The sequence below is a fragment of the Janibacter terrae NBRC 107853 genome, assembly GCF_001591405.1.
Classification (GTDB): domain Bacteria; phylum Actinomycetota; class Actinomycetes; order Actinomycetales; family Dermatophilaceae; genus Janibacter; species Janibacter terrae.
Map to the genome: position 1 here is coordinate 156,186 of NZ_BCUV01000003.1, position 18,829 is coordinate 175,014.

At 72.1% G+C, this 18,829-nt stretch carries 18 protein-coding genes; 10 read left to right on the forward strand and 8 right to left on the reverse strand.

The window, feature by feature from the left end; translation table 11 throughout:
* Positions 1–27 precede the first annotated feature (27 nt).
* Positions 28–921 (forward strand): hypothetical protein, encoded by an 894-nt coding sequence (locus tag JT1_RS03220; RefSeq protein WP_068322935.1) that lies wholly within the window; start codon positions 28–30, stop codon positions 919–921.
* On the opposite strand, the gene JT1_RS03225 is transcribed toward JT1_RS03220, so the two are convergent.
* On the reverse strand, positions 884–1,495 hold the full coding sequence (locus JT1_RS03225) for a class I SAM-dependent methyltransferase (RefSeq protein ID WP_068322938.1): 612 nt from the start codon (positions 1,493–1,495) through the stop codon (positions 884–886). The genes JT1_RS03220 and JT1_RS03225 overlap by 38 nt on opposite strands.
* 82 nt (positions 1,496–1,577) lie before the next feature.
* On the opposite strand from JT1_RS03225, the gene JT1_RS03230 reads away from it, so the two are divergent.
* On the forward strand, positions 1,578–3,059 hold the full coding sequence (locus tag JT1_RS03230) for a DUF222 domain-containing protein (protein WP_068322941.1): 1,482 nt from the start codon (positions 1,578–1,580) through the stop codon (positions 3,057–3,059).
* Between the two features lie 23 nt (positions 3,060–3,082).
* Here JT1_RS03230 and glpK read toward each other — a convergent pair whose 3' ends face one another.
* Positions 3,083–4,615: a glycerol kinase GlpK gene (gene glpK / locus JT1_RS03235; RefSeq protein ID WP_169701825.1), complete on the reverse strand. Its 1,533-nt coding sequence runs from the start codon at positions 4,613–4,615 to the stop codon at positions 3,083–3,085.
* A gap of 59 nt (positions 4,616–4,674) precedes the next feature.
* Between glpK and JT1_RS03240 the strand changes: the two genes are divergently transcribed.
* A complete protein-coding gene (locus tag JT1_RS03240; protein ID WP_068322947.1) occupies positions 4,675–6,381 on the forward strand; it encodes a glycerol-3-phosphate dehydrogenase/oxidase in 1,707 nt (568 codons plus the stop codon).
* Between the two features lie 3 nt (positions 6,382–6,384).
* On the opposite strand, the gene JT1_RS03245 is transcribed toward JT1_RS03240, so the two are convergent.
* Entirely contained in the window at positions 6,385–7,833 is a 1,449-nt protein-coding gene (locus tag JT1_RS03245; protein ID WP_068322950.1) for an amino acid permease, read from the reverse strand.
* A gap of 82 nt (positions 7,834–7,915) precedes the next feature.
* On the opposite strand from JT1_RS03245, the gene hflX reads away from it, so the two are divergent.
* Together hflX and JT1_RS03255 are read left to right on the forward strand one after the other, a co-directional pair.
* Positions 7,916–9,415 carry a GTPase HflX gene (hflX, locus tag JT1_RS03250; RefSeq protein WP_068322953.1) on the forward strand — a complete coding sequence of 500 codons (1,500 nt, stop codon included), beginning with the start codon at positions 7,916–7,918 and terminating at the stop codon, positions 9,413–9,415.
* A gap of 9 nt (positions 9,416–9,424) precedes the next feature.
* On the forward strand, positions 9,425–9,706 hold the full coding sequence (locus JT1_RS03255; protein WP_068322956.1) for a hypothetical protein: 282 nt from the start codon (positions 9,425–9,427) through the stop codon (positions 9,704–9,706).
* On the opposite strand, the gene JT1_RS03260 is transcribed toward JT1_RS03255, so the two are convergent.
* Entirely contained in the window at positions 9,696–10,289 is a 594-nt protein-coding gene (locus JT1_RS03260) for a LysE/ArgO family amino acid transporter (RefSeq protein WP_255218242.1), read from the reverse strand. The genes JT1_RS03255 and JT1_RS03260 overlap by 11 nt on opposite strands.
* A 71-nt stretch (positions 10,290–10,360) precedes the next feature.
* Here JT1_RS03260 and JT1_RS03265 point away from each other — a divergent pair, with 71 nt between their 5' ends.
* Together JT1_RS03265 and JT1_RS03270 are read left to right on the forward strand one after the other, a co-directional pair.
* Entirely contained in the window at positions 10,361–11,242 is an 882-nt protein-coding gene (locus JT1_RS03265; protein ID WP_068322959.1) for a LysR family transcriptional regulator ArgP, read from the forward strand.
* A gap of 41 nt (positions 11,243–11,283) precedes the next feature.
* Positions 11,284–11,706, forward strand: a complete 423-nt coding sequence (locus tag JT1_RS03270) for a VOC family protein (RefSeq protein WP_068323458.1) — start codon at positions 11,284–11,286, stop codon at positions 11,704–11,706.
* Position 11,707: 1 nt separating this feature from the next.
* On the opposite strand, the gene JT1_RS03275 is transcribed toward JT1_RS03270, so the two are convergent.
* Both JT1_RS03275 and JT1_RS03280 read right to left on the reverse strand, forming a co-directional pair.
* On the reverse strand, positions 11,708–12,292 hold the full coding sequence (locus JT1_RS03275) for a cysteine hydrolase family protein (protein ID WP_255218243.1): 585 nt from the start codon (positions 12,290–12,292) through the stop codon (positions 11,708–11,710).
* Positions 12,289–13,791, reverse strand: coding sequence for a purine-cytosine permease family protein (locus JT1_RS03280; RefSeq protein WP_068322962.1), 1,503 nt, complete (start codon positions 13,789–13,791; stop codon positions 12,289–12,291). The genes JT1_RS03275 and JT1_RS03280 overlap by 4 nt, the downstream gene beginning before the upstream one ends.
* 18 nt (positions 13,792–13,809) lie before the next feature.
* Here JT1_RS03280 and JT1_RS03285 point away from each other — a divergent pair, with 18 nt between their 5' ends.
* The gene (locus tag JT1_RS03285) at positions 13,810–14,469 is read left to right on the forward strand and encodes an HD domain-containing protein (protein ID WP_169701826.1); all 660 of its coding nucleotides are present in this window, start codon (positions 13,810–13,812) and stop codon (positions 14,467–14,469) included.
* Here JT1_RS03285 and JT1_RS03290 read toward each other — a convergent pair.
* Both JT1_RS03290 and JT1_RS03295 read right to left on the reverse strand, forming a co-directional pair.
* Positions 14,426–14,710, reverse strand: a complete 285-nt coding sequence (locus tag JT1_RS03290) for a DUF4031 domain-containing protein (RefSeq protein ID WP_068322968.1) — start codon at positions 14,708–14,710, stop codon at positions 14,426–14,428. The two genes, JT1_RS03285 and JT1_RS03290, sit on opposite strands and share 44 nt — an antisense overlap.
* Before the next feature lie 4 nt (positions 14,711–14,714).
* Positions 14,715–17,315: a DEAD/DEAH box helicase gene (locus JT1_RS03295; RefSeq protein WP_068322971.1), complete on the reverse strand. Its 2,601-nt coding sequence runs from the start codon at positions 17,313–17,315 to the stop codon at positions 14,715–14,717.
* 49 nt (positions 17,316–17,364) lie between these two features.
* Between JT1_RS03295 and JT1_RS03300 the strand changes: the two genes are divergently transcribed.
* Both JT1_RS03300 and JT1_RS03305 read left to right on the forward strand, forming a co-directional pair.
* Positions 17,365–18,354, forward strand: a complete 990-nt coding sequence (locus JT1_RS03300) for a GNAT family N-acetyltransferase (RefSeq protein WP_169701827.1) — start codon at positions 17,365–17,367, stop codon at positions 18,352–18,354.
* Positions 18,351–18,827, forward strand: a complete 477-nt coding sequence (locus JT1_RS03305; protein ID WP_068322978.1) for a hypothetical protein — start codon at positions 18,351–18,353, stop codon at positions 18,825–18,827. Before JT1_RS03300 ends, JT1_RS03305 begins: the two co-directional genes overlap by 4 nt.
* The last annotated feature ends 2 nt before the right edge of the window (positions 18,828–18,829 follow it).

Below are 18,829 nucleotides of genomic sequence, written 5' to 3' on the forward strand. Positions count from 1 at the left end.
GGTGGATGGCGCCCCTAGACTCCCGCTGTGGAGCTGATGAGGGACGTCACCGCGGGTGGCTGGCTGATCGACCGGGTGGGTGACTGGGGTCTGGTCGGGGGCGTCGCGGGGACCGGCTTCGACTCGTACGCGCGGATCCTGCACCCGGTCCCGGTCACGCGCTGGGACCGGTCCGTGGTCGACGAGTGGGGCATGCCGCGTCTGCTCGAGGAGACCCGGTGGCCGTGGTCCGAGGTCGCAGCCCGACAGGGCCTGACGACGCACCCGCTCGTCCAGTTCAACCGCTTGGCCGACGTTCACGAGGGCGTGGAGCTCGCCGATGGGTGGAGGGTCGGTCAGACGCAGGAGGGGTTCTTCGACCTCGACCTGCTCGCCGGGCTGACCGAGCACCTGGCGGTCGCGACGACGACGCCGGACGACCTCGTCACCGGGATCTGGGCGGGGTGGGGCCAGCTCGGTGAGCGTGGGGTCGCCCGGTACCTCGAGGAGCGCAGCGGGTGGCTGCCACGCAGGCGGGCGCAGCGCGAGGCCGACATCGCGCAACAGGCTGGTGTCGCACCCGAGGTGCGCCGCGCGGTGAATCACGGGCCGTGCCTGCAGTGGCCGGGACGGGAGATGCTCCTCCTCGCCACGTCGACGAGCGAGCTGGCGGACCGGACATGGCCGCAGCGGGCCGGGCTGGGGGCGGACGACGGGATGTGGGAGATCAGCCCGCAGCTGCTCTGGCCGGCCGACCGGGCGTGGGTCGTGGCGAGCGAGATCGACTGGGACAGCACGATCGTCGCCGGACCGCGCTCTCTCGTCGATGCAGTCCTAGCGGACGAGAGGTTCGTGGCCTTCGAGGTCGATGCGGACGCGGACCTGAGCTACGAGGGCGACACGGTCAACCCGCCGCGGGGCGGGTGGACCGCAGCACCCTGAAGCCCTTGCTCGTCGTGACCCGCTCGGTGGGCAGCCCGAGCTCGTCGGTGATCCAGCGGGCGTAACCGTCGGCGCCGAGGTTCTTGCCGATGACGAGGTGGGCATCGGCTCCCTTCGCCAGGCGGGGGAGCCACGTGCCCAGCAGGTCCTGGACGGCCGGCTTGCCGATGCGGATCGGCGGGTTGGACCAGATCGCCGCGAAGGCGACGTCTGCCGGCACCTCGTCGGGCCGGGCCGTGCGGACGTTGGCCAGGCCGAGTCCGGCAGCATTGCGCCGGGTCAGGTCGAGGGCGCGCTCGGTGACGTCGACCGCCCAGACGGTGGCCTCGGGGGAGCGCATCGCGAGCGTCAGGGCGATGGGCCCCCACCCGCAGCCGATGTCGAGCAGGTCTCCGGCCGCGGGGGGCCCGGGCACCTCGGCGAGGAGGATCGCCGTCGCCCGGTCGAGGCCGCCGGGCGAGAAGATGCCGCCGGCCGTCTCCACCGTGACCTCGCGGCCGGCGAGCTCGAGCGTGAGCGGACGGCGCTCGCGGTCGGTCGCGGCGGGGGAGTCGGTGAAGTAGTGGTCGGTCACGCAGCAACCCTAGGTCGGTTGTCGGTGCCCGGTGGGATGCTGGCGCCAGCGATGGACATGCAGGGCGAGGGGAGGAGGCGCGATGACGGATCCAGGGACCGACAGCACGGGGAGCGAGTCGATGCCGCCGGTCGTCCTGCCGGACCGGTTGGCCGCCTCGCTGGAGGCCTTGTCGGCGGCCCGCCCGGAGGGGTTGTCGCAGGCGGAGCTGCTCCGCGTGGTCAGCCTGCTGGAGGCGACGAAGGGGGCGGCTGCGGCTCTGCAGGCCCGCGCGACCGCTCGGTTCGTCGAGGACCGCGACGCGCGGGTGGCCGAGCAGCTGGCGAGCGACGAGATCTCAGCCCGTGAGGCCCGGTGCCGTCGCGCCGCGGCGCGGGCGGAGTTGGCCCTGGCACGGCGGGTCTCGCCGAGCCAGGCCGATCGGCACGTGGGTCTGGCCCAGGGTCTGGTCCACGACCTGCCGCACACGATGGCGGCCCTGACCGCCGGTGAGCTCAGTGAGTGGCGGGCGACGATCGTGGCTCGCGAGACGGCGTGCCTCTCCCACGAGGACCGCATGGAGGCCGACCGGCGGATCGCCGGGTGCCTGACGACGGCGGGGGACCGAGAGCTGTCCGCTGCGGCGCACCGGGCGGCGGTCGACCTGGATCAGGAGTCATTGGTGAGGCGTCGTCGCCGGGCGGCCGCCTCCCGCAACGTGTCGGTGCGCCCGGCCCCGGACGGCATGGCCTGGTTGAGCATCCTGGGTCCGTTGACGGATGTCGTCGGCGCGTTCGCAGCACTGAAGGCCGCGGAGCACGCGCGTCACACCCTGACGGGCGACCCGGTCGTCGACGCGGCGCGCGTGGCGGACGAGCGAGGCCGCGGCGCGTGGATGGCTGACACGGCGTTGGAGCTGCTGTCGGGGCGCCACGCAGGGCAGGTGCAGCCCGTCGAGGTCGCCCTGGTGATGCGTGAGGAGGCGATCGTGCGTACGGACGGCGAGAGCGACGAGGTCGAGGTCCCGGGTTTCGGGGCGATGCCGGGACCGATGGCTCGTGAGCACCTCCTGCGGCTGTGTGACAGCGACACCCGGACCTGGCTGCGCCGCCTGTGGACCGCTCCGGGGCGACGAGACCTCGTGGCCATGGACTCGCAGCGGCGCCTCTTCTCCGGGGTGCTGCGTCGGCTGATCGAGCTGCGGGACGCGTCGTGCCGGGTGCCGTGGTGCGGTGCCCCGATCAGGGACATCGACCACGTCAACGCCCACGCGGGCGGGGGCGAGACCTCCGCGGCCAACGCGATGGGGACCTGTCAGCGGCACAACCTGGCCAAGGAGTCGCCGGGTTGGTCGGCCGAGCTCGTCGCGGACGGGCTCGACCCCGGCGGTGGTCCGCATCAGGTCAGGCTGACGACACCGACGGGCGAGGACTACTCCTGCGTGGCGCCACCGCTGCTGGGTCACGGGCGACCCACGCGTCCCGGTACCTCGGGTGCCAGGGTGAGGCGCCGACCGGAGCCGGTGCCCGACCGGGCCTGGTCACCGCTTGAGGTTCACCTCGACGGGCTCGTCGACGCGGCCTAGGACGCCGACCTCGGACCCCGACCTCAGACGACGTCCTCGTCCACCCAGTCCAGGGTCTTGCCGATCGCCTTGGTCCAGTTGCGGTGCAGCCGCCCCACCTCGGTCTCGTCCATGGCCGGCGACCACCGGCGGTCCTCGGCCCAGTTGTCGACGATCTCGTCGGTCGACTCCCAGTACCCGACGGCGAGGCCGGCGGCGTAGGCGGCGCCGAGCGCGGTGGTCTCGGCGATCCTGGGCCGCACGACGTCGACGCCGAGGACATCCGCCTGGAACTGCATGAGGGTCTCGTTGGCCACCATGCCGCCGTCGACCTTGAGCTCGGTGAGACGGCCGCCGGCGCGCTCGGCGTCCGCCTGCATCGCGTCGAGCACGTCCTTGGTCTGGTACGCGGTGGACTCCAGGGCTGCCCGGGCGATGTGGCCCTTGTTGGCGAACCGGGTGAGCCCGAGGATCGCGCCGCGGGCATCGGGCCGCCAGTGCGGTGCGAAGAGCCCCGAGAAGGCCGGGACGAAGTAGACCCCGCCGTTGTCCTCGACGCTCCCGGCGAGCTGCTCGACCTCGGGGGCCTCCTTGATGAGGCCCAGGTTGTCGCGCAGCCACTGGATGAGCGAGCCGGTCACGGCGATCGAACCCTCGAGCGCGTACACGGCCGGCTCCTCGCCGAGCTGGTAGCAGACGGTCGTCAGCAGGCCGTTGTCGCTCCTGACGATCTCGGTCCCGGTGTTGAGCAGCATGAAGTTGCCCGTGCCGTAGGTGTTCTTCGCCGTCCCCGGCGTCAGGCACGCCTGGCCGAAGGTGGCCGACTGCTGGTCGCCGAGGACCCCTGCGATCGGCGTCCCCTTGAGCACTCCCGGCTTGCACTCGCCGTACACCTCCGAGGAGGAGCGGATCTCGGGGAGCACCTGCATCGGCACCCCGATCGCCTCGCAGGTCGCCTCGTCCCACGCGAGGGTCCGCAGGTCCATGAGCATCGTGCGGGAGGCGTTGGTGACGTCGGTCACGTGGACCCCGGCGTTCTCGCCGCCGCCGGTGAGGTTCCACAGGACCCACGTGTCCATCGTCCCCGCGAGCAGCTCGCCGGCCTCGGCGCGCTCGCGCGCCCCCTCGACGTGGTCGAGGATCCACGCGATCTTCGGTCCGGCGAAGTACGTCGCGAGCGGCAGGCCGCAGACCTCCTTGAAGCGGTCCAGGCCGCCGTCCTGGGCCAGCTCGTCGACGATCCCCTGGGTACGCGTGTCCTGCCAGACGATGGCGTGGTGGATCGGCTGGCCGTTGCTCCTGTCCCACACGACGGTGGTCTCGCGCTGGTTGGTGATGCCGACCGCCGAGATGTGCCCGCTGTTGAGGTTGGCCTTGCCGAGCGCCCCGCCGATGACCCGCCGGGTGTTGTCCCAGATCTCCATGGCGTCGTGCTCGACCCAACCGGCGCGCGGGAAGATCTGCTCGTGCTCGATCTGGTCGGTCGCCACGACCGAGCCGTCCCGGTCGAAGATCATCGCCCGGGTGCTGGTCGTCCCCTGGTCGATGGCCAGCACGTAGGTCTTGGCAGCGCTCATGTGCGGCATCCTGTCAGGTCCCTTTCGCCTGTGGTGCCGACCGCGACTACCGTTGTGCCATGCCGAATCCCACGCCCCTCGACCCCCAGCAGCGCGTCGCGGCCTGGCGCCGCATCGCGGAGGAGGACCTTGACGTCCTGGTCATCGGCGGTGGGGTGACCGGCGCCGGCGTCGCCCTCGATGCGGCGACCCGTGGCCTCAAGGTGGCCCTCGTCGAGCAGCGCGACTTCGCCTCGGGGACCTCCTCCCGCTCGAGCAAGCTCTTCCACGGCGGCGTGCGGTACCTCGAGCAGCTCAACTTCGGCCTGGTCCGCGAGGCGCTCAAGGAGCGCGAGCTCATGCTCACCCGCATCGCGCCGCACCTCGTCAAGCCGGTCTCCTTCCTCTACCCGCTGGCGCACCCGGTCTGGGAGCGGCCGTACGTGACCGCCGGGTTGACCCTCTACGACTCGATGGGCGGCGGCCGGTCCGTGCCGCGCACCAAGCAGCTGACGAAGGGGGGAGTCCGTCGCCTCGTCCCCGCGCTCAAGCCGTCCGCCCACCACGGCGGGCTGCTCTACCACGACGCCCAGTGCGACGACGCCCGCCACACGCTCACGGTCGTGCGCACGGCGGCGTCCTACGGCGCGACCGTCCTCAACTCGGCGAAGGTCACCGGTCTGCTCCACGCGGGCGAGCGGGTCGTCGGCGCGCGGGTGCTCGACGTCGAGACCGGTGACGAGGTGGAGGTCAGCGCGTCGGTCGTCATCAACTGCACGGGCGTGTGGACCGATGACATCCAGCGGATGGCCGGTGGCCGCGGCCGGTTCCACGTCCGGGCGAGCAAGGGCGTGCACATCGTCGTCGCCCGCGACCGGGTCAACTCCGAGACGGGCCTGATCCTGCGCACGGAGAAGTCGGTCCTCTTCTGCATCCCGTGGGGCACCCACTGGATCATCGGTACGACCGACACGGACTGGAACCTCTCTCGGGCGCACCCGGCGGCGACCTCCACGGACATCGACTACATCCTCGAGCAGATCAACGGCGTGCTCGTCACCCCGCTGACCCGCGACGACATCCAGGGGGTCTACGCCGGGCTGCGCCCCCTGCTGGCCGGTGAGTCCGAGGAGTCCTCGCAGCTCAGCCGCGAGCACGCGGTGGCCCGTCCCCAGCCGGGTCTGGTCTCCATCGCGGGCGGCAAGTACACGACCTACCGGATCATGGCGCAGGACGCGGTCGACGCGGCCCGTGTGGACCTGTCGCCCGGGGTCCCGGACAGCGTCACCGAGCACATCCCGCTCGTCGGGGCCGAGGGCTACCAAGCGCTGGTCAACCAGCTCGACACCCTGAGTCGCCGTCACGACCTGCCGGTCTGGCGCCTGACCCACCTGCTCGACCGCTACGGGTCCCTCGCCGTCGACCTCTTCCGGATGATCGACGAGGACCGCGCCCTCGCCGAGCCGCTCGAGGGAGCGGAGGAGTACCTCGTCGTCGAGGTCGTCTACGCCGCCCGCCACGAGGCGATGCTCCACCTCAACGACCTCCTGACCCGTCGCACGCGCATCTCGATCGAGACGACCGACCGCGGCGTCCAGGCGGCCGCACCGGCGGCGCGGGTCCTCGCGGCCGAGCTGGGCTGGGACGCGGAGCGCACCGAGTCGGAGGTCCAGCACTACCTGCGGCGGGTGCAGGCCGAGATCGAGAGCCAGCAGATGACCGAGGACGAGCGGGCCGATGCCGAGCGCACCGAGGCGACCGACATCCGCACCCTGGCCAAGGGCTGAGGCCTACGCCCTGGAGCCGACGTCCGGGCGCTGCTCGATGGTGTGCGCGGGCAGGTCGACCGGAGCCCGACCCTCCCCGCGGACCAGCGTGAAGTACGCCAGCGTGAGCAGGACCAGCGCGCCGGCCCCCACGTAGAAGGCGTTGCGTCCGGAGTCGGTGGTCGCGAGCAGCACGATGACGCCCAGCATGAAGACGATCGCGATGCTGTTGAGCACCGGGAAGAAGGGCATCCGGTAGGGCGTGTCGGGCGCGCCCTCGCGGATCATCCGCGCCCGCATCCGCCAGTGGGCGAGCAGGATCATCAGCCACGTGAAGACCGTGGCGAAGGTGGCGATGGCCGCGACGTAGAAGAAGAGCCGGTCCTCGATCGTCAGGAAGAGCGCGATGCCGACGGCGCCGGTGACGAACATGATGAGCACGGGGACGACCGGGATGTGCGCCCGGCGCGAGACGTGGTGGAAGACGCGTGGCGCGTGGCCCTGCTCCGCGAGGCCGTACATCGTGCGGGAGCAGGCGTAGAAGATCGCGTTCATCGCCGACAGGGCCGCCGTGATGACGACGAAGTTCATGATGTGCTCGGCCGCGGGGATGTCCAGGGCGGCGAAGACCTCGACGAAGGGAGAGGTCTCGCCGGTCACCTCGTCCCACGGGATGATCGACATGATCACCGCGAGCGCGGCGACGTAGAAGAGCAGGATGCGCACGGGCACGGTGTTGACCGCTCGCGCGATGGAGCGGTCCGGGTCGTCCGCCTCGCCGGCCGTCATGCCGAGCGTCTCGATCCCGCCGAAGGAGAAGACGACGACGCTCAGGCTCATGACGATGCCCCACAGGCCGAAGGGGGCGAACCCGTCGTTGCTCCACAGGTTGGCGAAGTCGGGGGTGGTGCCACCGACGTCCTTGCCCCAGAAGATCAGGACGAGGCCACCGACGACCAGGGCGAGGATCGCGAGGACCTTGATGAGGGAGAACCAGAACTCCATCTCACCGAAGACCCGCACGGCCATGAGGTTGAGGCAGCCGATGAGCACGAGCGCGGCGACCATCCACACCCAGCCGGGCACGCCGGGGAACCACAACCCCATGTACGTCGCCACGGCGGTCATGTCGGCGATGGCGACGACGGCCAGCTCGAGCCAGAAGACCCACCCCGTGATGAACCCGGCGAAGGGGCCGAGGAAGGACCCGGTGTACTGGGCGAAGGACCCGGCGACGGGGTGGCGCACGGCCATCTCGCCCAGCGCGCGCATGACGATAAAGACCATGGCACCGGCGACGAGGTAGGCCAGCAGCACGGCCGGGCCAGCGGCCTGGATGGTCTCGGAGGAGCCGAAGAACAAGCCCGTGCCGATGGCGGTGCCGAGGGCGATGAACTGCACGTGGCGGGGGTTCAGACCCCGATCCAGGTGGTCCTCGGTGGGCGTGGGGACGACGTCGTGGGTGGCGGACACGAGGTCCGAGCCTACGTCCGGGCTCCCACGCAGGACTAATGGGTGGATCGTGGGCGTTGGAAGGTGAGATCCTGAGGAGAACATGACAGAACCACTTCACGACCACGACGCGTCCGCCGACGACATCCGCCTCGACGCCACGATCGACCGGGTCCTCTCCCGACGCGCACAGGCGCTCGCCGACGACGAGGGCTTCCTCGACCGCAGCGACTACGACGGCGACCAGCTGGACCGCGAGGAGCGCTCCGCCCTTCGCCGTGTCCAAGGGCTGTCCACCGAGCTCGAGGACATCACCGAGGTCGAGTACCGCCAGCTGCGGCTCGAGCGCGTCGTGCTCGCCGCGGTGTGGAACGACGGCACGATCGAGGACGCGGAGAACTCGCTGCGCGAGCTCGCCGCCCTCGCCGAGACGGCCGGCTCCGAGGTCCTCGCCGGCGTCCTGCAGCGCCGCCAGAACCCCGACCCCGGCACCTACCTCGGCTCCGGCAAGGCACTCGAGCTGCGCGACATCGTCGAGGCCGAAGGAGCCGACACTGTCGTGTGCGACACCGAGCTCAGCCCGAGCCAGCGGCGCGCCCTCGAGGACGTCGTCAAGGTCAAGGTCATCGACCGCACGGCTCTGATCCTCGACATCTTCGCCCAGCACGCCACCTCCCGCGAGGGCCGCGCGCAGGTCGAGCTGGCCCAGCTGACCTACCTGCTCCCGCGCCTGCGCGGCTGGGGTGAGTCGATGTCTCGGCAGGCCGGTGGCCAGGCGGCCGGCGGCCAGGGCATGGGGTCGCGCGGTCCCGGTGAGACCAAGATCGAGCTCGACCGCCGCCGCATCAACTCGCGCATCTCCAAGCTCAAGCGCGACATCGCGGGGATGAAGACCCACCGTGACACCAAGCGCTCCTCGCGCCGCAGCAACGGCACGCCGTCCGTCGCCATCGCCGGCTACACCAATGCCGGCAAGTCGACATTGCTCAACCGCCTCACCCACGCCGGGGTGCTCGTCGACAACCAGCTCTTCGCGACCCTCGACACCACCGTGCGGCGCTCCGAGACGGCCGACGGGCGCGAGTTCACCCTCGCCGACACCGTCGGGTTCGTGCGCGAGCTCCCCCCGCAGCTCGTGGAGGCCTTCCGCTCCACGCTCGAGGAGGTGGGCGAGGCCGACCTGCTGCTGCACGTCGTCGACGGCTCGCACCCCGACCCGGAGGGGCAGATCTCCGCGGTCCGTTCTGTGCTCGCCGACGTCGACGCGACCGATGTCAAGGAGGTCATCGTCATCAACAAGGCCGATGCCGCCGACCCCGAGGTCGTCGACCGCATCCTGCGCAACGAGAAGCACTCGATCGCCGTCTCGGCGCGGACGGGGGAGGGCATCCCGGAGCTGCTCGCGCTCGTCGCGGACGAGCTGCCCCGTCCGGACATCGACGTCGAGGTCCTCGTCCCGTACGCGCGCGGCGACCTCGTCAGCCGGTTGCACGACGAGGCCGACATCCTCTCGGAGGACCACGTCGCCGACGGCACCCGGGTCAGTGCCAGGGTGCACCCGGACCTCGCGGCCGAGCTCGCCCCCTTCGTCGCGGTCGCCTGACCCGTTCCGGTGGAACCACTGGCGGTCCTGGCCGCCGCCCTCGTCGGAGCGTTCTTCGTCGTCCCGACGGCGCGCGGGATCGCCCAGGCGGTCCGGGCACGCGATGCGTGGGCGCCCTTCGAGCGTTCGCGCGGGCACCGTGGTGCCCTCGCCCCGGGCGGTGGGTACCTCAGCTCGTTGCGGGCGCCCGGGCACGGCCAGCGCTCCAGGACGGGACTCTGGGTCCGGTGGGTCTGCTGCGTGGGCGTCACCGCGAGCACCGTGCTGGCGGTGGCTCGCCTCATCTGGTGACGAGCAGCACGGCTAGCCCGATCATCGTCACGCCGATGACGCCGTCGAGCACCCGCCAGGTGCCCGGCCGGCCGAGCGGCCCGGCCAGGGCCCGTGCGCCCAGGCCCAGCGCCGAGAACCACAGGGTGCTGCCGAGCGCGGCCCCGCCCGCGAAGGCCCAGCGCTGCTCGCCGTGACCGTTGGCGATCGACCCGAGCATGAGGACGGTGTCGAGGTAGACGTGCGGGTTGAGGAAGGTGATGGCCAGCGTCGTCATCACGACCGACCCGCGCGAGGTGGGCGCATCGGCGGTCAGCGTCTCCGGTCGGGCGGCACGCCGCAGGGCGACGAGACCGTACCCGAGCAGGTAGGCCGCCCCCAGCCACGTGACGACGCGCACCAGTTCGGGGTGGGCACCCACCAGCGCGCCGACGCCGGCAGTGCCCAGACCGATGAGCAGGGCGTCGGCGGCGATGCAGATGAGCACGACCGGTGCCAGGTGCTCGCGACGGATGCCCTGGCGCAGGACGAAGGCGTTCTGCGCGCCGATGGCGACGATGAGGGTGAGTCCGGTGAGCAGACCGGCGAGGGCGGAGACGGGCACAGGGCACGACGCTAGGCGCTCGCCACCGTGCAGGCCAGTGAAGGATCCTTCAGGATCATTAGCATGGCTTCATGCAGCTCGAGCAGTTGCGAGCCCTGCTCGCCGTCATCGACGCCGGTACCTTCGACGCCGCGGCCCGCTCCCTCCACGTCACTCCCTCCGCGGTGAGCCAACGGATCAAGGCGCTCGAGCGCGACACGGGTCGGGTACTCGTCGAGCGCGCGATCCCGTGCCGGGCGACCGAGGCAGGGCAGTCGCTGGTCCGTACGGCTCGGCAGATGGTCCTGCTCGAGGACGAGGCGCGTGCCGCGTTGGGCGAAGGGGGATCCACGCACGTCGCGCTGCCGGTCGCCGTCAACGCCGACTCCCTCGCGACGTGGTTCGCGCCCGTGCTCGAGGTCGCCGCCGGCTGGCCGGACACGCGGCTGCAGCTCGAGGTCGAGGACGAGGAGTACAGCGCCGACCACCTGCGGCGCGGGGGAGTGGTCGGTGCGGTCACGGCCGACCCGACGCCGGTCGCCGGTTGCCGCACGGAGCCGCTCGGGGCGATGCGCTACCTCCCGGTGGCCTCGCCGGCCCTGGCCGAGCGCTTCATCCGAGGGCGGGGCCACGACTGGGCTGCCATGCCCGTGCTGCGCTTCAACTCCAAGGACGACCTGCAGGCCGAGGTGCTGCGGGACCTGGGCGTCATGACCGAACCGCCGACGTCGCAGGTGCCGTCGTCGGAGGGCTTCGTCGCGGCCGTGCGCGCCGGCCTCGGCTGGGCGATGGTCCCCGAGGCACAGCTCGGCGACGACCTCGACACCGGCGAGCTCGTGCTCCTGCGCAGCCGTGAGCGCCGTGACGTGCCGCTGTACTGGCAGGTCTGGACCCTCGGCACCCCACGCCTCACCCGCCTCACGGAGGCGGTTCACGACGCCGCTCGGCGACTGCGTCCGGTCCGCACCCGCTGAGGCCTACCGCCGGTCGGTGCGCCGGGGCCACCATGGGTGGCATGGCATCGACACTCAACCCGTACCTGAGCTTCGACGGCAGTGCCCGTGAGGCGATGGAGTTCTACCAGTCCGTGCTCGGCGGCGAGCTGGTCGTGCACACCTTCGGCGAATCCATGCCCGACGCCGGCGACATCGCCGACCAGGTGATGCACGCGAGCCTGCAGACCGACGCGGGCTACACGATCTTCGCCAGCGACACGCCACCCGGCATGACGGCCACGCCCGGCAGCGCCATCACCATCAGCATCAGCGGCGACGAGGCGGAGCGGCTGCGCGGCTACTGGTCGGGGCTCACCGACGGCGGCACCGTCGAGGTGCCCCTCGAGATGCAGATGTGGGGGGACGAGTTCGGCTCCTTCACCGACCGCTACGGCGTCCCGTGGATGGTCAACATCGCGGGGAGCTCGGTGAGCGGCGGCTGAGCTACCGCTCGGCGAGGACCTCGGCCGAGGTCGACACGACGATCTGCGGCGCGTACAGGCCCATGACCTGCAGTGCGGCCGCGTGGTCCTCCTCGCTCGACCCCGCGCAGGCGTCGGCGGCGACGACGAGCGTCGCGCCGGCGTCCGCTGCGGGCAGCGCGGTGGAGATGACGCAGCAGTCCGTTGAGACCCCCGCGAGTACGAGCGTGGGCGTCTCGCCGGTGACGCGCCTCAGCGCCGTGCCCCACTTGCCGAAGGTCGTGACGTCGACCGTGCCCCGGCTGCTCCACCCGTTGGCGGGGGAGACGAGGTCGAAGAGCGGATCGGTGTCGGGCCGGTCGGCGAAGGCCCAGCGCTCGAAGTACGGCCCCCAGGAGCCCTCCCGTGAGGTCCCCGGGAGCCAGCGCGTGACGAGCGTGCGCTCGGCACCGAAGCCGGAGCGCAGGCTCTTGATCGGGCCGAGGGCCGCGTCGAACATCGGCGAGCCCCACTCGGAGGCAGGGTCGGCGAAGATGCGCTGGGGGTCGACGACGACGAGCCAGGCGTCGTCGAGGTCGGGCAGCGAGGGCCGCTCGGCGCCCGTCACAGCCGCTCCTCCTGCCGCCGCACCACACCGCGTCGCGCCACCCAGGTGATGACGAAGGCGAGCACGAGCGCCACGACCACGCCGAGGTTGGCGTAGGACCAGTCCCCGGCCCAGTAGCTCCCGGCCGGGTCCTCGACGAGCTCGGTGCCCATGAAGGCCTTGAGCAGGTAGCCCTGCCAGTTGTTCCACGTCGAGTCCGGCATCGCGTTGGTGACCAGACCCCACCCGATGGCCGAGGTGAGGACCATCGTCGCGACGGAGATCCAGTCGACCGACCCGTAGCGCCCGCGGGAGTCGAAGAGCGCGACCTCGTCGTAGTCCCGGCGCCGCAGCGCGAGGTCGGACAGGAAGATCCCGGCCCAGGCCGCGAGCGGCACCCCGAGGGTGATGAGGAAGGACTGGAAGGGGCCGAGGAAGTTCTCGGCGAAGAAGACCACGTAGATCGTGCCGAGGGTGAGCAGCAGCCCGTCGATGCCGGCGGCGGCGGGGCGCGGGATCCGCACCCCGAGGCTCAGCAGGGTCAGGCCCGAGGAGTAGATGCCGAGCACCGCGCCGGAGACGAGCGCGAGCACGGCGGCCACGCCGAAGACCACGAGGTACCACGTCGGCAGGATCGTCGCGAGGGTGCCGACGGGGTCGGCGACGATGCCTGCCCGCAGGTCCGCGTCGGACCCCGCCAGGCCGATGCCATACGCGACGAGCAGGGCCGGCGCGAGCGCGCCACCGAAGGTGTTCCACGCGACGATCGCGCCGGAGGAGGCCTCGCGGCTCTGGTAGCGCGACCAGTCGGCGGCGATGTTGATCCACCCGAGGCCGAACCCGGTCATGACCATGATCAGCGCGCCGAGGACCTGCTGGGGGGACCCCCCTTCGACCGCCGTGAGCGCGGACCACTCGATGTGCGAGACGGTCAGCAGCACGTAGACGACCGTCGCGAGACCGGTCACCCAGGTGAGCCACGACTGCAGCCGCATGATCAGGTGGTAGCCGGCGACCGAGGCGACGACGATGAGCCCGGCGACGACGAGCATCGCGATGATCTTGGTGGGCGTCCCTCCGCCCCAGCCGAGCTCGCGCATGACCGTCGCGGTGGCGAGCGTGGCCATGATCGCGAGGAAGGTCTCCCAGCCGATCGAGACGATCCACGAGACGACGCCCGGCAGCTTCTGCCCCTGGACGCCGAAGGCCGCCCGGGAGATGACCATCGTCGGGGCCGAGCCCCGCTTGCCGGCGACGGCGACGAGCCCGCACAGCAGGAAGGAGATGACGATCCCGAGGACCGACACGAGGATCGCCTGCCAGAAGGAGATGCCGAAGTCGAGCACGAAGCTGCCGTACGAGATGCCGAAGACGGAGACGTTCGCGGCGAACCACGGCCAGAAGAGGTCGGAGGGCCTCGCGGTGCGGTCGGCCTCGTCGATGATCTCGATGCCCGTGGTCTCGACCCCGGCGCGCCGGACGGACTCGAGGGTGTCACCCGAGGGGGAGGGAGCGCTCATTCGGGCAGAATCCCACACGTGATGACGCTGCGTGAGCGATGGCACGCCGATGTGACCGCCCTGGTGCCGGGCGCGGACCCCGCCGCAGTGGACGAGCTCGGCGACGAGCTGCTCGTGCGGTGGCGCGAGCCGCACCGCGCGTACCACGGCCCGGTGCACCTGGCGGAGGTCCTCGCGGCCCTCGACGAGCTGGCCGAAGGGGGTGACCTCCCCGACGAGGACCGGCACCTCGCGGAGCTGGTCGCGTGGTTCCACGACGCGGTGTACGAGACCACCGCCGCGCCGGGTGCGTCCGAGGAGGCCTCGGCGGTGCTCGCGGAGCAGCGCCTGCCCCTCCTCGGGCTCCGGGTGGCGGAGGTCACCCGCGTGGCGCGCCTGGTCCGTGACAGCGCCACGCACGAGATGGCCGTCGACGACGCGGTCTCCAGGGCCTTCCACGACGCGGACCTGTGGATCCTGGCGTCGCCGACCGAGCGCTTCGACTCCTACTGCGCCCAGGTGCGCGCCGAGTACGGGCACGTGCGGGCGAGGGACTTCGCGTGGGGGAGGGCCGCGGTGCTCACCCCCTTCGCCGAGCGGGAGCGCCTGTACCTCACGGACCACGCGCACGCGCACTGGAGCGCGCGGGCCCGCGTCAACCTTGCTCGGGAGCTCGCCCGGCTCGCTCCGCCTGCGTGACCCTCAGGCCGCTGCGGATGAGTCGGCGGATCAGTTCGGACCCGGCGACCTCGTGGGCCCCGGCGGCGACGACCTCGTCGTATCGCTCGACCGGCACGTCGTAGTGGTCCTCGTCGAAGAGCCGACGCTGCAGCCCGACGGCGCCCGCGAAGGCGTGCAGCTCCTCCAGCGAGGAGTCGGACACGAGGTGGCTCCAGGTACGGCCCCATCCGGGCCACGTGGGCGGGTCGACGAGGATCATCGGCTCACAACCGTCTCAGCGCGCTCGCCAGGACGACCGCCTCGCCGACCCGGTCGGACGCATCGAGGTCGACCTCGGCCTCGATGACCCAGTCGTGGTCGCCCTCGGGGTCCGCGAGGGTCTGGCGCACCCGCCACAGCCGCACGTCCGGCGCGTCCTCGTCGTCGACCCCGGGGGCGGGGCCGCTCGCCTCCTCCACGTGCAGGTGGTGCGGGCCGTGGGCGTCCTGGTCGGTGGCGATCCGGTCGTGCTCCTCCCAGTAGTCGCCGAGCGCGCCGTCCCACGCGTCGTACCCCATGACCGGGGTCCGGCCGTCGTCGGCGAGCTCGGCGGCGGCGGTCTCGATGGCGCTCAGCCCGGACAGGTCGTCGCGCGCTGCGCGCTCGACGCGCTGCCACAGGGCGCCCCGGACCATCGTGCGGAAGGGACCGGTGCGCGCACTCAACGGGCGCGGCGGTGCGGCGGCCTCGCGGCCCTGGGCGAGCCGGGCGGCCGCGTCCGGGTCGGACAGCGCCTCCCACTCGTCGAGCAGCGAGGAGTCGGTCTGGCGCACGGTCTCGCCGAGCCAGGCGACGATCTCCTCGAGCGCGGGTGAGGAGTGGGCCTCGGGCACCGTCCGGGTCAGCGTCCGGTACGCGTCGGTGAGGTAGCGCAGGACGAGGCCCTCGCGCGGCGCGAGCTGGAAGCGACGGACGAAGTCCGCGAAGGACATGCCCTCCTCCCACATGAGCCGGACGACGGACTTGGGGACGAGCGCCTCCTCGGGCAGCCACGGGTGGCTCTGCCGGTAGGTCTCGAAGGCGGCCTCGAGCTCCTCCGCGAGGGGCCGCGGCCAGGTGATCTCCTCGAGCAGCCGCATCCGCTCCTCGTACTCGATGCCGTCGGCCTTCATCTCCGCGATCGCCTCGCCTCGGGCGGCGTGCTGCTGCGCGACGAGCACCGCCATCGGCGCCTCGAGCACCGCCTCGATCGTCGAGACGACCTCGAGGGCGTGGGTGGGGGAGTCCGGGTCGAGCAGGTCGAGCGCGGCCAGGGCGAAGGGGGCGAGCGGCTGGTTGAGCGCGAAGTCGGCGGGCAGGTCCAGGGTCAGCGCGACGGTCCGCCCGGTCTCGTCCGGCTCGGGGAGACGCTCCAGCACACCGGAGTCGAGCAGACTGCGCCCCAGGCGGACGGCTCGACGGGCGAGGCGGGACCTCCCCTTCGCGTCCTCGTGGTTGTCCCTGGTGAGCCGCGAGAGCGAGGCGACCGGGTCACCGGGGCGGGCGACGAGGTTGAGGATGAGCGAGTTGTCGACCTTCATCCGCGAGCGCAGGACCTCCGGCTCGGCGGACGTCAGCTTGGCGAAGGTCTCCTCGGTCCAGACGATGAAGCCCTCGGGGGCCTTCTTGCGCTGGACCTTCTTGCGCTTCTTGTCGTCGTCGCCCGCCTTGAGCAGCGCGCGGTGGTTGTCGATGACGTGCTCCGGCGCCTGGACGACGACGTAGCCCTCGGTGTCGTACCCGGCGCGGCCCGCGCGGCCGGCGATCTGGAGGAACTCGCGCACCCGCAGCACGCGGTGGCGGGAGCCGTCGAACTTCGTCAGCGAGGTGAAGAGCACGGTGCGGATGGGCACGTTGATGCCGACGCCGAGCGTGTCGGTGCCGCAGATGACCTTGAGCAGGCCGGCCTGGGCGAGCTGCTCGACGAGACGCCGGTAGCGGGGGAGCATGCCGGCGTGGTGCACGCCGACGCCGCGGCGCAGCATCCCGCCGAGCGTGCGGCCGAAGCCCGCGGAGAAGCGGAAGCCGGCGAGCCGGTCGGCGATCGCCTGCTTCTCGTCCTTGTCGAGCAGCTTGAGCGTCTGCAGCAGGCGGGCGTGCTCGGCGGCGTTGGCCTGGGTCTGGTGGACGACGTACACCGGGGCGCGACGCCACTCGAGGATCTCCTCGATCGTCTCCTGGATCGGGGTGAGCGCCCAGGAGAAGGTGAGCGGCACCGGCCGCTCGGCGTCCGCCACGACGGCGACGTCGCGCCCCGTCCGCTCGCGCAGGTCGGCCGCGATCGCGCGGGTGTCGCCGAGCGTGGCCGACATGAGGAGCATCTGCGCCTGCGGCAGCTCCAGCAGCGGCACCTGCCAGGCCCAGCCGCGCTCTGGCTCGGAGTAGTAGTGGAACTCGTCCATGACGACCAGGCCGACGTCGGCGCTGCTGCCCTCGCGGAGCGCGAGGTTGGCCAGGACCTCGGCGGTGCACACGATGATCGGGGCGTCGGCGTTGACCGAGGCGTCGCCGGTGAGCATGCCGACGTTGTCGGGGCCGAAGGTCGCACAGAGGTCGAAGAACTTCTCGGACACCAGGGCCTTGATCGGTGCGGTGTAGAAGGCGACCTCGTCCCTGGCCAGCGCGTGGGCGATCGCGCCGGTGGCGACGAGGGACTTGCCGGACCCGGTCGGGGTCGCGAGGACCACGTGGTCGTCGCCGAGGAGGGCGAGCAGCGCCTCCTCCTGGTGCGGGTACAGCGGCGTGCCGCGGTCGGCGGCCCACGTCGCGAAGAGCTCGAAGAGCGCGTCGGGCTCGGTGCCGACGGGGACGGCGAAGGGGGCGGAGGCGGTGGTCGTCGAGGTCATCGTGGCTCCATCGTCCCAGTGACCGGGGTGGTGGTGCACCATGGCCCACGTGACTGCAGTGCTGCCTCCACCGCGATCGATCACCACGGCCGGGTTCGGCCTCCGTGCCCCCGTCGTGGGCGACGCCCGCCTCGTGGCCGACCTCATGGGTGACCCCGAGGCCGTCGAGCGTGCCGCCGAGATCGTCCGGGGCTGGCGCGCGCACTGGGACCAGCACGGCTACGGCGCCTGGGTCGTCGAGGACGGAGCCGGGGCCCGCGCCGGCTTCGTCGGGCTCCGGGCGCACGCCGAGTTCATCCGCGTGACGATCCGCGTCCTCGAGCGCGAAGGGGGCGAGGACCTGGCCGCGCGCTCGCTGCGGGCGGCGGTCGCGCACGCCCTCGAGTGGTTGCCGGACTTGCCGCTGCGCATGCGGGTGGCCCCGGACGACCTCGCGACCAGGCTCGTCGCCGAGTCCGCCGGGATGATGCACGTCGCCGAGCTGGACCACACCGTGGACGGGGAGGAGTGGCAGGTCCTCGAGCTGCCGTACCTGCGGGTCGCCGAGCGCATCCCGGCCCGGGCGCGCGAGGCGATGCTCGACATGTGGGTCGCGGTCAACGACGCTGGCGGTGCGGTCGGGTTCCTGCCCGGCGCCTCCCGCGAGGACGTCTCGGCCGTGCTCGACGGCTACGAGGCGAGGCTCGAGCGGGGGGACACGGTGTGCGTCGCCCTCAACTCGCCGCTGGGCGACCTGCTGGGCTTCGGCTTCGTCGTCGGGTCGACCGGGGCACTCATGGCGCACGGCGCCACCCTCGAGCGGGTCATGACCGACCCCGGCCGCCGTGGCACCAACCACGGCGCCCTCCTCATGGCGGGCCTGCACCGCACGGCCCGCGACCGCGGCTTCGAGCTCGTCACCCTCGACTACCGGGGCGGGACCGGGCTCGGCGAGTTCTACACCCGGTACGGCTACGCGGAGGTCGGTCGGGTGCCGGGGGCGGTCCGGGTCGCGCCCGGTGACGACCGGGACGGCGTGATCATGGCGCGCTCGCTGTGACCCACCTCGAGCCCTTCGGCCACGGGACCGCGTGGCTCGCTGTCCTCGACCGGTCGCAGGCCGAGGTCGCCGAGGCACTGGGCCTGACGGACGGGCGCGGGGTCGACGGGGCCGAGGCCGTGGGCGCCGTCTCGGGCACGGGCATCCTCCCGCCGGTCCCGGGCGCGGACGGTCGCTGGACGCTCGCCATCAGCCACCGCATGTCCGGCATCTCCCCCCGACGGCTCGGCGCGCTCACCGCGCTGCTCGGGACCCGGGTGCACCTCTACGACACGACCCGTGACGCCGCACCGGAGGAGGTGCTCGCGCGGGCCGCCGCCGAGAGCATCGACCCCAGGACCCTCGCCGGCCAGGTCCCCGGCAACGCGGTGTACTACGACGACGTCGACGAGGGGCCACCGCCGGGCGAGCAGCTGTCCACGCCCTCGCGCACGCCGTGGCTGTGGTCCGTCCTCAGGGGTGGCCGTCCCTGACC